The organism is Xylophilus sp. ASV27, from assembly GCF_016428875.1.
Lineage (GTDB): Bacteria > Pseudomonadota > Gammaproteobacteria > Burkholderiales > Burkholderiaceae_C > Xylophilus.
Window position 1 is genome coordinate 15866 of record NZ_JAELTO010000055.1, and the last position, 13191, is coordinate 29056.

The following is a 13191-nucleotide window of genomic DNA, read 5'->3' on the forward strand; positions in this document are numbered from 1 at the left end:
GGGCCCCGTGCTCAGACGGTCTTGGCCGCGGCGGCCTTGGCGGCTGCCAGCGCGGTCATGTTGATGATCCGGCGCACGGTGGAGGAGGGCGTGAGGATGTGCACCGACGCCGCGGCGCCCAGCAGGATCGGGCCGATCGTCATGCCGTGGCCGCTGGTGGTCTTGAGCACGTTGAACAGGATGTTGGCCGCGTCCAGGTTGGGGCACACCAGCACGTTGGCCGAGCCGGTCAGCGCGCTGTCGGTGAGGCCCGCGTTGGCGCGCACGGTTTCCGAGAGCGCCGCGTCGCCGTGCAGTTCGCCGTCGGACTCGATGTGCGGCGCCAGCTCCCGGAAGCGTTCGTGCGCGGCGCGCATCTTCAACGCGGAGGGGCGGGTGGAGGTGCCGTAGTTGGAGTGCGACAGGAAAGCCACCCTGGGCGGCAGGCCGAAGCGCTGCACTTCTTCTGCGGCTGCCAGCGCGATGCGGGCCAATTGCTCGGCGTCGGGCGCCTCGTTGATGTAGGTGTCGGTGATGAACAGCGTGTGCTCGGGCAGCATCAGCGCGTTGAGCGCCGCGAACTCGTGCGCGCCGTCCTTCAGACCTATCACGTGCCGGACGTGGTCCAGGTGGTGGTCATAGCGCCCGACCAGCCCGCACAGCATGGCGTCGGCGTCGCCGAGCTTGACCATCAGCGCTGCGATCAGAGTGTTGCTGCGGCGCACGGCCGCCTTGGCGGTCTCGGGCGTGATGCCGTTGCGGCCCATCGCGCCATGGTAGGCCTCCCAGTATTGGCGGAAGCGCGGGTCGTCCTCGGGGTTCACGCATTCGGCGTTCTGGCCCAGCCTGATGCGCAGGCCGGCCTTCTGCACCCGGGCCTCGATCACCGCCGGGCGGCCGATCAGGATGGGCCTGGCCAACTGCTCGTCGATCACCACCTGCACGGCGCGCAGCACCCGCTCGTCCTCGCCCTCGGCGAAGGCCACGCGCTGCGGCGCCGCCTTGGCGGCATTGAACACCGGGCGCATGAACATGCCGGTCTGGTAGACGAAGCGGGTCAGGCTCTCGCGGTAGGCGGCATGGTCCTCGATGGGGCGCGTGGCCACGCCGGATTCCTGGGCGGCCTTGGCGACCGCCGGCGCAATCCTCAGGATCAGGCGGGCGTCGAAGGGCGTGGGGATCAGGTAGTCCGGGCCGAACACCAGTTCCTTGCCGGGGTAGGCGGCGGCCACCTCATCGCTGGTTTCGGCCTTGGCCAGGTCAGCGATCTCGCGCACGCAGGCAAGCTTCATGGCCTCGGTGATCTTGGTGGCGCCGCAGTCGAGCGCGCCACGGAAGATGTAGGGGAAGCACAGCACGTTGTTGACCTGGTTCGGGTAGTCCGAACGGCCGGTGGCGATGATGCAGTCCGGGCGCACGGCCTTGGCCAGTTCGGGGCGGATCTCGGGCTCGGGATTGGCCAGTGCCAGGATGATCGGCCTGGGCGCCATGGTCTTGACCATCTCGGCCGTGAGCACGCCGGGCGCGGAGCAGCCCAGGAACACGTCGGCACCGTTCACCACGTCGGCCAGGGTGCGTGCGTCGGTCTTCTGCGCGTAGCGCTGCTTTGAGGCATCGAGGTGGGTGCGGCCGTCGTGGATCACGCCCTTGGAGTCGACCATGAAGATGTGCTCGCGCTTCACGCCCAGGCCCACCATCACGTCCACGCAGGCGATGGCCGCGGCACCGGCGCCGGAGACGGCCACCTTTACGTCGCCGATCTGCTTGCCCACCAGTTCCAGGCCGTTGAGCAGCGCGGCCGACGAGATGATGGCCGTGCCATGCTGGTCGTCATGGAACACCGGAATGTTCATGCGCGCACTGAGCTGCCGCTCGATGTAGAAGCACTCGGGCGCCTTGATGTCTTCGAGGTTGATGCCGCCCAGCGTGGGCTCCATCGCCGCGATGATCTCGACCAGCTTGTCCGGGTCGCGCTCGGCCAGCTCGATGTCGAACACGTCGACACCCGCAAACTTCTTGAACAGGCAGCCCTTGCCCTCCATCACCGGCTTGCCGGCCAGCGGGCCGATGTCGCCCAGACCCAGCACCGCGGTGCCGTTGGTGATCACGCCGACCAGGTTGCCGCGCGAGGTGTATTCATAAGCCGCCAGCGGGTCGGCCTGGATGTCCAGGCAGGGATAGGCAACGCCCGGCGAGTAGGCCAGCGACAGGTCGCGCTGGTTGGACAGCGGCTTGGTCGGCGTGACGGAGATCTTGCCCTTGGTGGGGGAGCGGTGGTACTCGCGGGCGGCTTCTCGGAGGGCTTGTTCGGCGGCGGACAGAGGGTGGGACATGTGCAGAAAGGGCCGCGGGGCGGCGGGTTGCAATGGAGCGTTGACAAGGCGAAAGGGCGCCAAGCTTACCCCTTCGCAAGGACGCGCGGCTGCTGCGGTGCAGCATTGGCGGCGCCTGCCTGCCAGGCCCGAGGAGTCCGCGACGCGGGCGGGGGTACCATCTCGCGGCAACCCGATTCAACCTGCGCGCAGCGCCCATGCGATGAATGTCATCAAGCAGATCCGTCAATTCAACGCCGGGCGCGAGCCCGAGCGGCTGGCGCTGAAGTACCGCAACATGCGCAGCGATCCTTTCGTGTTCCTGCGCGCCACCTGCCATCTGTTCTACGCGCAATTGCCGCTGGAGCCGGTGCTGCGGCGGGTGCCGGTGGCATGGGCCTGCGGCGACCTGCATCTCGAGAACGTGGGCAGCTACAAGGGCGACAACCGGCAGGTCTACTTCGACCTCAACGATTTCGACGAGGCGCTGCTGGCGCCTCTGACCTGGGACCCGGTCCGCTGCCTGACCAGCATTCTGGTGGGCCGCCACGGCATGCGCCTGGGCGCACGCGCCGACGCGGTGGCGCAGGAGCTGTGCGAGGTCTTTCTCAACGCCTACGCACAGGCGCTCGCGGACGGCAAGGCGCGCTGGGTCGAGCGCGAGACCGCCCCGCCGCCGGTGAGCGATCTGCTGCAGGCCGTGCGCTCGCGCCAGCGGCCCGAATTCCTGGACACGCGCACGCTGCTGCAGGGGCGCCGCCGGCGCATGCGCATCGACGGGCGCAAGGCGCTGGCGGCCACGCCCGGGCAGCGCGAACGGGTGATGGCCTTCTTCCGCGACTTCGCGGCCCGGCAGCCGGTGCCGCGCTTCTTCGATGTGCTGGACGTTGCGCGCCGCATTGCCGGCAATGGCAGCCTGGGCGTGGACCGCTACATCGTGCTGGTGCGCGGCAAGGGCTCGCCGGACGGCAACTATCTGCTCGATCTGAAGCAGGCGGTGCCCTCGTCGCTGCTGCCGCGCGTGCCGATCACGCAGCCCCGCTGGGCCGACGAAGCGCAGCGCGTGGTCACCATCCAGCGCCGCATGCAGGCCATCGCGATGGCCTTCCTGCACCCGGTGCAGATGGGCGGCGGTCCCTACGTGCTGCGCGGCCTGCAACCCAGCGAGGACCGAGTGGCGCTGGCGTACACCCGCCACCCCGTGGCCCTGCTGCGCAACGTGGCGACGGTCATGGGCCAGTGCCTGGCCTGGGCGCAACTGCGCAGCAGCGGCCGTGGCGGTTCGGCCATGGCCGACGAACTGATCGATTTCGGCTCGCGCCAGAAGTGGCGCGCCAAGCTGATGGAGATTGCGCGGCATTGCGCCTCACAGGCCGAGCTGGATTGGAAAGTGTTCGCGGCAGCCTACGACGATGGGGAGTTTGGCCCGCCATTGGAGCAAGACAAGGGCTGATCCGGTGTCGGCGGCGGGCCGGTCGGGCTACCGGGCTACCGCGCTGCCGGACAGCGGAGCCGGTGCGAGGACCCGGACGACTGCCGCGTCAGTCGTCCGACGCGATGTCGCACAAGCGGTCCTGCGCGGAGGCGGGCTTGCATACGCGTGTTCGACCCGTTCCGAGCACCTTGAGGAGTCTGGTTTGCGCAAACTGGTCTGGGCCGCTCAGGTCGTTGCGCTGAAAAATGAGCGTGAGATTGGCGTGGGAGTTGTCGCTCGTGAGGGAATAGCCCGAGCCGTTGAAGATCACGTAGGGAGCTGAGCCTGCGGCCGATTTCGTGCCCGTCACGCTGAAGTAGGCAGGAAGCGCTTCCCTGCGCGAAATGACCATGTCCGAAGCATCCAGGCTCGCATTCATGTTGCTGTCGACGAAGACCGTCCAGCCGTTTTTCCAGTTGGCGCCGTCCGTGGGGACCACCATGGCGTTGAAGTTGCGCTTCATGGCCTCGGAACGCGCCGCGTTGATGGAGGCGAGCAGCGAGTTGGCGGCCCCGGTCAGCTCGGAATTGCGCTGAAACTCGACGAAGCTCGGCACGCCGACCATGAGCAGGATGGCGGCGATCGATACCGTCACCATCAGCTCGACGAGGGTGAAGCCCCGCATCGCTGCCGGGTGCCGGGCGCGGGGACTCAGGGCCAGCATAGCCGTTTATTGTTGGTCCACGCGGTACCGGTGCAGTCCTTGATGCCTGTGGACGTCACGCGCAGGATGTTGACCTCGGGATCGGGCTGCCTCGGGGTTGCCAGAATGCGGACGCAGTCCCGGATGTCGGGCTGGACGCCGCCCGAAGGCGCATCGCATTTCTGGGCCGACAAATCATACGCCGGGCTACTGTTGTTGTCGCCGGAGAAGGTCTTGAACACCGTGCTGCTGCTGTCGAACTCCAGGTATGTGTTGTTCTGTGTCATGTAGCGCTCCTCCTGCTGCAGCACCTCCATCAAAGCCGTGCGCGCCTGCGCGCGCCGGCCTTTGAGCACCGAGTCCTTGTAGGACGGATAGGCGATGCTGGCGAGTATGGCGACGATGGCCGCCACGATCATGAGTTCGATCAGCGTGAAGCCCCGCTGCGGCGGGCGTTGCAGATGAGGGGTCATGGGCTTCCGAAGTTCCTGAGTGCCTGGTAATTGTTGATCTGGCGCCAACTGAGCCGGCCGACGGTCACCGTGGTGCTGACGGAGATCTGCGTCATGCCGCCCGAGCCCGGTACGAGTACGTTGGTGGTCGTTGTCTTCGTCTCGCGTCCCGTGTTGTCCTTGATGACGGACGACGTCCCCGAAGGGGTTGTCCCGGCAGACAGCGGCGGGCCCAGCAGGCCCACGGTGGATGCCGTCGCGGTTCCCTTGCCGGTATCAAGATTGAGCAGGTAGGTGCTACCGCTACCGCCGGCCGCCGCGCAGATTTGCGCACCTTGCCCCGACGCCGCCGGGGTGAGCGAGTTGAGCACGGCCATACTGCCGGCGACGTACTTGGCCGGGTAGATCACCCGCTCACCGGATGCCGGCAGGTCGAAGTACCAGCCCGATCGCTGGGTGCTGTCCGAGTTGCTGGTGGGGCGCCCCCAGCGGAAAGGCGGAGTCGTGATGCTCAGGCCGTTGTTCGTGCTGGCGACGGTGGCCGCTTGCAGCCGCGAACGGCCGGCCACTACGCTCACGGCATTCGGCGAGTCAGCGGCGATCTTCTCATCGCTGTCGTACAACGCATAGAACGAGTTGACGGAAGTGGATGCGCGATCCGACGTCTCCAGGTACTTGCCGGTGCCAAAGGCCACGTAGGTCACGCTGGCCGCTTCGCCGCTGAACAGCAGGGGCGCTGCGGTGATCGGCTGCACCTTGCCCGATCCGTCCCTGGCGATGTACAGCGGATACGGCATGGTCGCAGTCTTTCTGTAGCCGGTCACGGTTTCCATGGTCCAGTCGCTGGTGCCGTTGCGGGCCAGCCGCGCAAAGTCAGCGTTCCATACGTTGCCGTGCAGATCCCCCATGAAGATCTTGGCGACCTCGCCGCGGCTGCCAAGGCGTGCGGCAAAGTTGATGAGGCCGGTCGCGTTGCTGGTAGCCAGGGTGCTGTCGAAGGGCAGGCTGAGCTTGAAATAGTTGGTACCGAGGGCCCAGGCAGTGCCCGCGGGCTTGCGCAGATCCAGTATGAAGAGCGCAGGCCTGCCGCTCGTGCTGAACACCCCGTTGTCGTTCTTGTAGTTGTTGACGCCGCTGCCTACGACCGCATACCAGCCATAGGTCGGCGTGGCCGCCGACAGCGCGTTGGTCTGAAACTTCAGGATCTGCGGCGTCCCGGTGACGTAGCCCATGTCGGGGTCGTCTGCCTGCGTGAACTCCCACAGCACGTTCGAGGCGGTGAAAGTGGCGGGATTGGTCACATCCAGTGCATAGATGCCGCGGCCGCCCCCTCCGGTACCGCCGACCAGCACGGTCCTCCAGTCGGAGGCGGTATCGCCCGTTCCCACCTGGGCCTCGGCTACGACAGGGGTTGCGTCCACGTAGCTCTGGTGGGCATTGAGGTAGGTCTTGCTGGTCAGTGCCGCCAGCTTGGGGCCCATCCAGCTCGGGATGTAGGCGAACATCTCCTGGCCGGATCCGGCGTTGCCTGTCGTCGCATTGAAGGCGTGCAGCATTCCGTCGTTGGCCCCGACGAAGACGGCCGGCGTCCGGTCCTTGTTGGCTTTGTAGAAGGCTGCATAGCCTGCGGACGCGATGCTGGTGCCGGGCGCGCCGGAGTAGACCACGCCCGAATTGACGATGTCCCCTAGCAGTTTGGTCCTGACTCGGAACAGGCTGACCTCGTCGGTTCTGTTGCCGCGAAGGTAGTTGAGCCGCGCCTGCGCATTGGCGTCCTGAGCCGAGGTTGGCGTCAGCTTGGCCAGGTCGGTCTTGAGGCTGGCTTCGATCGCGTCCCAGGTGAAGCTCGTCGCCACCGGGCTGGCGCTGGGCGATTTCTTTCCGACCACGATGTTGCGTGATGTCGCTGGCCGTGGCAGACCCGTGAGCAGGTTGGCCGCGCTCCACAGCGGAGTACTGCCGATGTTGAGCCCCCCGCCGGTCAGCGGGTAGGCCGTGACGTCGCCGGTCCAGTTCGCGGTGTCGAACGAACCCTGAAAAGTCACCTTGCCGTCAGAGCCGGTGCCGCCCTGGCTGATGGAGGTCCCGGCAATGCTGCGGCCGGAGGTGGCGGCCCGGCTGAAGATGTCGTCGAAAGCGCTCAGTACGCCGCGTGCGCTGCTCTGCAGGTAGTAGCTGGCGGCTTCGCCGGGGTCGCTCTGCTTCTGCCAGACGTCGTTGTCGTTCGTGCCGGTCTCGCGCTTGAACGGGTTGCCCCAGGTGTTGAACGGCCTTCCACCGATGTTGGACGGGTCGGTTTCGAAGCCGCCGTACTTGGCCGCCATGAACAACTGGTTCTGGTAACGGCGATTGTTGGCAATGCTGGATTCCCCGTACTCGTTCACGTCGAACGTGAATGTCTTGATCCGCAGGCCTGGCCGTTGCTTGGAGGGCTGTGCGGTCCATGTGCTGCCACGGATGTCATGGGTGCGCGCCCAGTAAGCGGCGCCCATGATGACGCTGGTTTTGGAGTCCGTGGGTACGCTGTTGTTGGCTCCATTGGGATTGCCAGCGTTGCGCGACACGCCCTGGCCGTCAAGGTAGGTGGTGGAGGTTGAGTTTCTCTCGAAGCTCTGGACTATGCCTGTCCAATAGGAAATGTCGGGAATGTTACCGCTCGCGCTGCCTGCAGGAAACCTGTTGCCGTCGTGGGTGTGTATGTCGCCAATCACCACGATGTTGCTCTTCAGGCAGGCGTAGCTGGCGGTGCTGCTGCGGCCCGCATAGGGGTCGAGGTTGCTCCAGTCCGTGAATACCGGAAAACCGTCGTACATGGCGGTCGTGATATTGCTGACGGCTGCATCGCTTGGTTGCAGTCCCTGCATGTAGCGCAGCGTCTCGTAGTAGAGCTCGCCAATGGGATCGTAAATCTTGTAGCGCCCCTTCACGCCTGTGCGTCCAAACTTGTTCAGGTAGTTCACCACGCCGCTGATGCCGGGGTTCTGCGTGGTGTCGTTGTCTGGGTTCGTCAGGAAGACCCCCGTCTGGGGATCCCATTCCGCCTTCGGGTTCCCGCCAGCGGGCGTGTTTTCCTGGCCGTAGATGTCGAAGGTCCTGGGGCCGACGAACTTCATGGGGGCGCGCAGCACGCCGCCGTAGCGGCCTCCTTCGTTGTAGCTCGCGGTCTGATCGAGCAGGTAGCCGAAGGCCGCAAGCCGCAGTTGGTCGCTGTACTTCTGGATCGCGCCGACCGGCTTGTAGTTGCCGGATGGGTAGCGGCTGCACAGGCCATAGTCGCGCGAGTCCTGCAGCACTCCGCCGCTGCTGTTGCAGACTTGAACCCGCGCGTAGAAAAAGCCGTCGCTGTTGAGTGCGTTCGTGTCGTTGGGGGGCGTGCCGGTGTAGTTGCGGTAGTAGCACGTCTTCCCAATGCCCGGGGCCGGGTCCACCGTCGCCCCGGTGACCGTGTTGCTGCAGCTGGCTCCATCGGTAGCGATGAAGGTAAGCCATCCCCCCGGTTTGTTGCCGCTCTTGGTCGAGCCGTAGAGCACTTCCTTGAGGCCGCTGAAGCTGCAGGTTTCCCCCTCTGACGCGCACCGGGTACCGTTGAATGAAGACACGGCTGTGGAAGGGGTCGCAAACGGATTGTTCGTCAGGGTCGGCGCCGTGGACTTGGCTGAAAGCTTGTAGCTACTAGTGGAGGTGCACGAGCCACCTTGCGAGGTGCCGAAGTAAATACGATCCAATGTATTGGCGACCCAGATGTCGCTGCCATTGGCCGCGGTGACCATCTTCTGCGGAACTGCACCCCAATATGCGGTGGTGCCATCGCCGCTACGCTGCAATTGCTTCGCAGGGAAATTAGTGCTGTTCCACATGCACACGGGGTCGCCATTCGGCAGCACTGCGCGCTGCAGAATAGTCAGGCCACTGGTGTCGATCCAACGGTCTCCGCCCGATAGGGAAAGCCGCAGCATGTCGATGGCGGAGCTGCTGGCCCAGTTGAGGAAGTTGCCGCTGAATGCGTCGCTGCACTTGCGGGCGCTGGCTGCACCGCTACGGTCGAAGCGCTTGTAGTCCGCAGCGCTCATGCCCGTGGCAACCGTCTCCGTTGGCGCATCGTTGTAGACATAGCAGCTCTCCGCGTCGTAGTAGCCCAGATATTCTTTGGTGCTGCTGTAGGTCGGGTCCTGAGTGTTGTTGGTGCTTCCGTCATCCCGCACGTACTGGGCGCCCACTGTGGGGAATTCCACCGAGAGGGCCAAGGCCAGAGCCGGCTTGTCGCCGCTGGTGGTGGCATAGAGCGGGTCGCTGCCGAGGTCCACGAGCGGAATGCTGGGAGGCGTGCTCGACTGCCCCACGACGACGAAGGAGAAGGCGCCCGCCGCCGCAACGGCCAGCGCGGCGATGCCAAGGCGCACGCGTCGCCGCGCTGGTGCACGCGTGGCATGGAAGGGGTTCGGGACTGGCATGGCGCCTCTTTCCTGCTCAGTTTCTGAAGATCATCTGCACCACCGCCTGGATGTCGTCGCGCGGGCCGTAGCCCAGGGCGGTGACGCGGTAGACATAGGGCCGGGCCGAAGCCGAGGTATCACGGTAGCCGGCATCGGGGATCGCTTCGATGATGTAGCGGGGCTTGCGGGCCGATTCCGCGCCGGTGCCGGCCGGAAACGTCCGGCTGGTGAACCGGCCGAACTCCACGGCCTTGCCGCCGGTCAGGGGCACGGCGAGCCATGGGGGCTTGCTCGCGGGGTCGGTGGGCAGCGAGCAGAGTCCCAACTGGTCGCCCGTGTCGCCGCACCCGGAGACGAAGTTGTTGACGTCGATCTTGTTGCTGTTGTTGTCGACGGTGAAGATGGCGGCGGAGCGCGAACCGCTGCGGATGTCGTATTCGGCATCCACCAGGCCGGCCTCCGCCGCTTGCCACGCAACCTGCGTGTCGCGATCATTGCGCGCGCCATGCTCGGCCATCATGGAGATCTGCGCCCCGCTGATGCCCAGGATGGAGACCACGACCAGGATCATCAGGATGACGATCAGCGATGCGCCGGCGTTGCGCCTTGGCGTGTTGCGGGCGTGCGGCTCCGCGGGGATGGAAGAGGGCATGGCGCAGGTGTTCACAGGCGTTGGTCGTTGCGCAACTGGATGGTGAAGGTCACCGTCTGCCGCAGGCGGCCGTCGGCCGGCGCGTTGAAGACGGTGCCAGGGTCGCTGCTGGATGACATGGCAGCCGAGCCGAAGGGATAGAGGGTCTGCGCGACGCGCTGCTGCGCGGAGCCCACGGGGCCTCTGAGCACCATGCCGATACGGATGCTGCGCACGCGCTGCCAGTTGGCGTTGGTGGCCGCTTCGTCGCCTGCCACGACCATCTGGCTCGCGCGCAGGAAGCGCTCGGGGCGGATGGGGGCGGGCAAGCTCGCCGAGGGGGCGGCGTTGGGCGTCACGCCATCCACGCCGTAGAGCACCTGAAAGATCTCCACTCCCTGCACCAGGGGCTGGGGAACCGGTTTCCCATCAACGTTCGTGGTATTGCACATCAATGCCGGCTCGCCACCGCTGTCCGAGACGTACAAGACGCTGTCGATGCGGTCGTAACGGTCATTCGGGCTCCATGCACCTTTCGCGGGCTTGCCCATGCAGTCGATCATCGTCCTGTCATTGACGCCGGAACCAGGAAAGGTCTCCTCCGCCTGGTAGCGCAGGATCAGAATGTCGCTGCCATAGCTGGTGGAGCCGCTGGTGCGGGTGGTGTAGTTGTTCAAGGGGTCCGTGGCAGAAGCATAGGCGTTGTCTACGCCCTGTACGCTGGGCGGCGGATTGGTGGTCACGCCGACCTCGTTTTTCGGCTCGGTCACGGCGAAAATCACTCGCTCGAAGCCGGCCTGCACGGCGAGACGGTTGAGGGTGTCTGCCGCGTAGCGCCCGTTGTCGCGCAGTTGCGAGCTGGCATCCACCACGGTGAAGCCCTGGCGGGCGACGGTCAGGGCCGCCACGGCCGCCATCGCCATCAGCACGCTCAGCCCCATGGCGACCAGCAGTTCCACAAGGGTGAAGCCGCGCGCTTGCGCGGCGGGATGCGGTATCCGGGGTGGTCGCAAGGTATTCATGTGCCGGGGCTTTTCAGGGCTTCATGCTGACCGGGACGATGACGCCGGGTGTGCCATCGGTGGCCAGTTGGGGTGTGCCCGCGCTGGTGTTGCTATTGCTCGCGCTGCGGTTGTAGGGGTTGCGCGTCCAGCCGATCTTGACCATCACGGTATCGCCTCCGCCCGAGGTCTGAGTGCAGGCCCACTGGGGCATGCCTGCGCTGTCGTAGGGCGCGGAGTCCAGGCACACGGTCACGCGCGGGCTCGGCAACTCGTTTTCCACGCGCGCCAGCCATTCGGTGATCTGTGCCTTGGCAATGTTCAGCGCGGTATCCGCCGGCGTGCCTCCGGTGCAGTTGCTGCCGATGTTCAGGCAGGAGGAGGGCGTGGGTGATGCAAGTCTGGAGCGCAGGTCGCTCACCAGATAGGGATTGGAGGTGGTCTTGGCCGCGATCTCGGCATTGCCACGCATCATCTCGCCCAGTTCACGGGCCAGGCCGGTGGCCACCGATTGCAGCCGCGCATCGCGGTTGGCCTGCAACGCCATGGCCTGCAGCCCCACCATGCCCAGCAGCCCGAAGGACAGCACCACGATGGAGACGAGGACCTCGACCAGGCTGAAGCCCAGAGCTTTGCGGCGATGCTTGCTAGGAGAGATGGGCATGGAAACAGGTCGTCCTGGGGCAGGGAGCGGCGGGCGTCGGGGATAATCGGGATTGTGCCCGGGACATGGTCGAGCGCCCTTGCCGCCGATCCCTTGCCATCTGCCGTTCGGCGGCCAGCGGAGCGGGCATTTCCGCTCCATTGCGCCGCTTTCTTGGTTGGCCGTGCTTTTGCGCGGCCTTTTTCCGTTTCTCATCTTTCCATGCACCCCTCGCTGTCCGTTTCCGTCCGCCCCGCCGAACTCCGCGATGCCGCCGCCGTGGCCGCCGTCCACCACCTGCATGTGGGCTCCACCGAGTCGGTGTCCCCGCGCCAGGTCGCGTTCTGGCGCGAGGCGATCGAGTACGGAGAGCCGCAGGTGCACGTGGCGCTGGAGGGCGAGCGGATCGTCGGCTTCGTCGGTTTCGACCGCTCGCGCGATCCCAAGTCCAAGCCGACCATGGGCGAGGTCTGGGCCCTGTATGTGCTGCCCTCGCACCACGGCCAGGGTGTGGGCGTGGCGCTGTGGGACGCGGCGCGCGAAGGGCTGGAGGACGAGGGCTGCACCCACGTCACGGCCTGGGTCACGCTGCGCAACGAGCGTGCGTTGCGCTTCTTCGAACTGGCCGGCTTCAAGCGCGAGATGACTACGCTGCGCACCGCGCTGGTAGGCGCCGAGCGCGTGGAAGAGGTCCGGCTCAAGCGTGCCGTGGTCTGAACGATCCTGTCGCTGCTCAACCTGCACAGGTCCGGCCGTAGCACCTGTCGGTCCGAGGCGCGGCCTCGTCAGGGGTTGTATGGCACCCAGACGCCCTTGTCCGTGCGCATGCGGTACTGCCCGGCGGCGTCACGCATCACGAGCATGTCGCCGTTCTCGGATGCGAATGCGGTGGTTTCCAGGTGGGCCATGCGCTCGGCCAGCGGGCGGCTCCCGGGCGTGAAGGGGCTGTCGCGCAGCATGTCGCCCAGCAGGGCGTTGAGACCGAAGTAGCTCACCGGCTGGTCCACCACCACGGGGCCGCTGCCGGCGCCGGCGGGCAGGCCCACGATCTTCATGGCGGCGGGCACGAGGGTGATGCGCGGGCTGGGGATCTCGCGCATGCCCGAGATCTGCAGCTTGTCGCCGCGCAGCGCGGCGCCGTGCTCGGGCACCAGCAGCACAACCACGGGGCGGCCCACGCACTCCAGATCGGTCAGGAACTGGTCGAAGTGTCCGTCGTGATTGAGCAGCGCATGGGTCTTATAGCCCAGCCGTTCCAGGCTGTGAAAGACGTAGCAGGACGGGTCCGTGCCCTCGTAGAGCGCCTTGTGCGGCTGCTGGCCGCAGTTGCCGCGCAGCACCCTCAGCATGGCGGGGCCGCTGTAGCTTGCGGCCGAGTTGAACTGGGTGAAGACCGCGTCGAAGCGCCGCAACAGCGGGTGGTTGCGCATGCCCACCACGTCCAGGTCATCCCACGACAGGGAGCAGACATGCAGCAACACGATGTCGAACGCGGGCGGGGTCGCGCGCCTTGTCCGCGTTCTTCGTCGAGCTGGGCGCGCCGATGATGGTGGCGTCCACGATCGTGCCCGTGCCCACCTTCAGACCTCGGGCCTGCAGCGTCTGGCCTACCGTGGCGAACAG

Annotated in this window: 10 protein-coding genes and 1 pseudogene; 2 read left to right on the forward strand and 9 right to left on the reverse strand. The window is 66.2% G+C overall.

Annotated elements, in window-relative coordinates; translation table 11 throughout:
• Nucleotides 1-11: 11 nt before the first annotated feature.
• Nucleotides 12-2312, reverse strand: a complete 2301-nt coding sequence (locus JHD63_RS12880) for an NADP-dependent malic enzyme (RefSeq protein WP_198971145.1) — start codon at nt 2310-2312, stop codon at nt 12-14.
• Between the two features lie 202 nt (nt 2313-2514).
• Between JHD63_RS12880 and JHD63_RS12885 the strand changes: the two genes are divergently transcribed.
• Nucleotides 2515-3744: a DUF2252 domain-containing protein gene (locus JHD63_RS12885; protein WP_198971146.1), complete on the forward strand. Its 1230-nt coding sequence runs from the start codon at nt 2515-2517 to the stop codon at nt 3742-3744.
• Between the two features lie 88 nt (nt 3745-3832).
• Here JHD63_RS12885 and JHD63_RS12890 read toward each other — a convergent pair whose 3' ends face one another.
• The 6 genes from JHD63_RS12890 to pilV are packed head-to-tail and all read right to left on the reverse strand — an operon-like array spanning nt 3833 to nt 11589.
• Nucleotides 3833-4429, reverse strand: coding sequence for a GspH/FimT family pseudopilin (locus JHD63_RS12890; protein WP_198971153.1), 597 nt, complete (start codon nt 4427-4429; stop codon nt 3833-3835).
• Complete coding sequence (locus JHD63_RS12895) at nt 4417-4881, reverse strand: type IV pilin protein (RefSeq protein ID WP_198971147.1); 465 nt, start codon at nt 4879-4881, stop codon at nt 4417-4419. The genes JHD63_RS12890 and JHD63_RS12895 overlap by 13 nt, the downstream gene beginning before the upstream one ends.
• Nucleotides 4878-9311 (reverse strand): pilus assembly protein, encoded by a 4434-nt coding sequence (locus tag JHD63_RS12900; protein ID WP_198971148.1) that lies wholly within the window; start codon nt 9309-9311, stop codon nt 4878-4880. Before JHD63_RS12900 ends, JHD63_RS12895 begins: the two co-directional genes overlap by 4 nt.
• A gap of 16 nt (nt 9312-9327) precedes the next feature.
• Nucleotides 9328-9945, reverse strand: a complete 618-nt coding sequence (locus JHD63_RS12905) for a pilus assembly PilX family protein (protein WP_198971149.1) — start codon at nt 9943-9945, stop codon at nt 9328-9330.
• 11 nt (nt 9946-9956) lie between these two features.
• On the reverse strand, nt 9957-10946 hold the full coding sequence (locus JHD63_RS12910) for a PilW family protein (RefSeq protein ID WP_198971150.1): 990 nt from the start codon (nt 10944-10946) through the stop codon (nt 9957-9959).
• 13 nt (nt 10947-10959) lie between these two features.
• Entirely contained in the window at nt 10960-11589 is a 630-nt protein-coding gene (gene pilV, locus JHD63_RS12915; protein WP_198971151.1) for a type IV pilus modification protein PilV, read from the reverse strand.
• A gap of 201 nt (nt 11590-11790) precedes the next feature.
• Here pilV and JHD63_RS12920 point away from each other — a divergent pair, with 201 nt between their 5' ends.
• The gene (locus tag JHD63_RS12920) at nt 11791-12285 is read left to right on the forward strand and encodes a GNAT family N-acetyltransferase (RefSeq protein WP_198971152.1); all 495 of its coding nucleotides are present in this window, start codon (nt 11791-11793) and stop codon (nt 12283-12285) included.
• 68 nt (nt 12286-12353) lie between these two features.
• Here JHD63_RS12920 and bcsG read toward each other — a convergent pair whose 3' ends face one another.
• Both bcsG and JHD63_RS12930 read right to left on the reverse strand, forming a co-directional pair.
• Nucleotides 12354-13049 (reverse strand): cellulose biosynthesis protein BcsG, encoded by a 696-nt coding sequence (bcsG, locus tag JHD63_RS12925; RefSeq protein ID WP_370590499.1) that lies wholly within the window; start codon nt 13047-13049, stop codon nt 12354-12356.
• Nucleotides 13050-13065: 16 nt separating this feature from the next.
• A pseudogene (locus tag JHD63_RS12930) lies at nt 13066-13191 on the reverse strand (IS5/IS1182 family transposase); the annotation flags it as partial.

Bases quoted from the DNA above. Each gene is read 5' to 3' on its own strand.
- JHD63_RS12880 (WP_198971145.1), bottom strand. From the start codon at position 2,312: ATGTCCCACCCTCTGTCCGCCGCCGAACAAGCCCTCCGAGAAGCCGCC.
- JHD63_RS12885 (WP_198971146.1), top strand. From the start codon at position 2,515: ATGAATGTCATCAAGCAGATCCGTCAATTCAACGCCGGGCGCGAGCCC.
- JHD63_RS12890 (WP_198971153.1), bottom strand. From the start codon at position 4,429: ATGCTGGCCCTGAGTCCCCGCGCCCGGCACCCGGCAGCGATGCGGGGC.
- JHD63_RS12895 (WP_198971147.1), bottom strand. From the start codon at position 4,881: ATGACCCCTCATCTGCAACGCCCGCCGCAGCGGGGCTTCACGCTGATC.
- JHD63_RS12900 (WP_198971148.1), bottom strand. From the start codon at position 9,311: ATGCCAGTCCCGAACCCCTTCCATGCCACGCGTGCACCAGCGCGGCGA.
- JHD63_RS12905 (WP_198971149.1), bottom strand. From the start codon at position 9,945: ATGCCCTCTTCCATCCCCGCGGAGCCGCACGCCCGCAACACGCCAAGG.
- JHD63_RS12910 (WP_198971150.1), bottom strand. From the start codon at position 10,946: ATGAATACCTTGCGACCACCCCGGATACCGCATCCCGCCGCGCAAGCG.
- pilV (WP_198971151.1), bottom strand. From the start codon at position 11,589: ATGCCCATCTCTCCTAGCAAGCATCGCCGCAAAGCTCTGGGCTTCAGC.
- JHD63_RS12920 (WP_198971152.1), top strand. From the start codon at position 11,791: ATGCACCCCTCGCTGTCCGTTTCCGTCCGCCCCGCCGAACTCCGCGAT.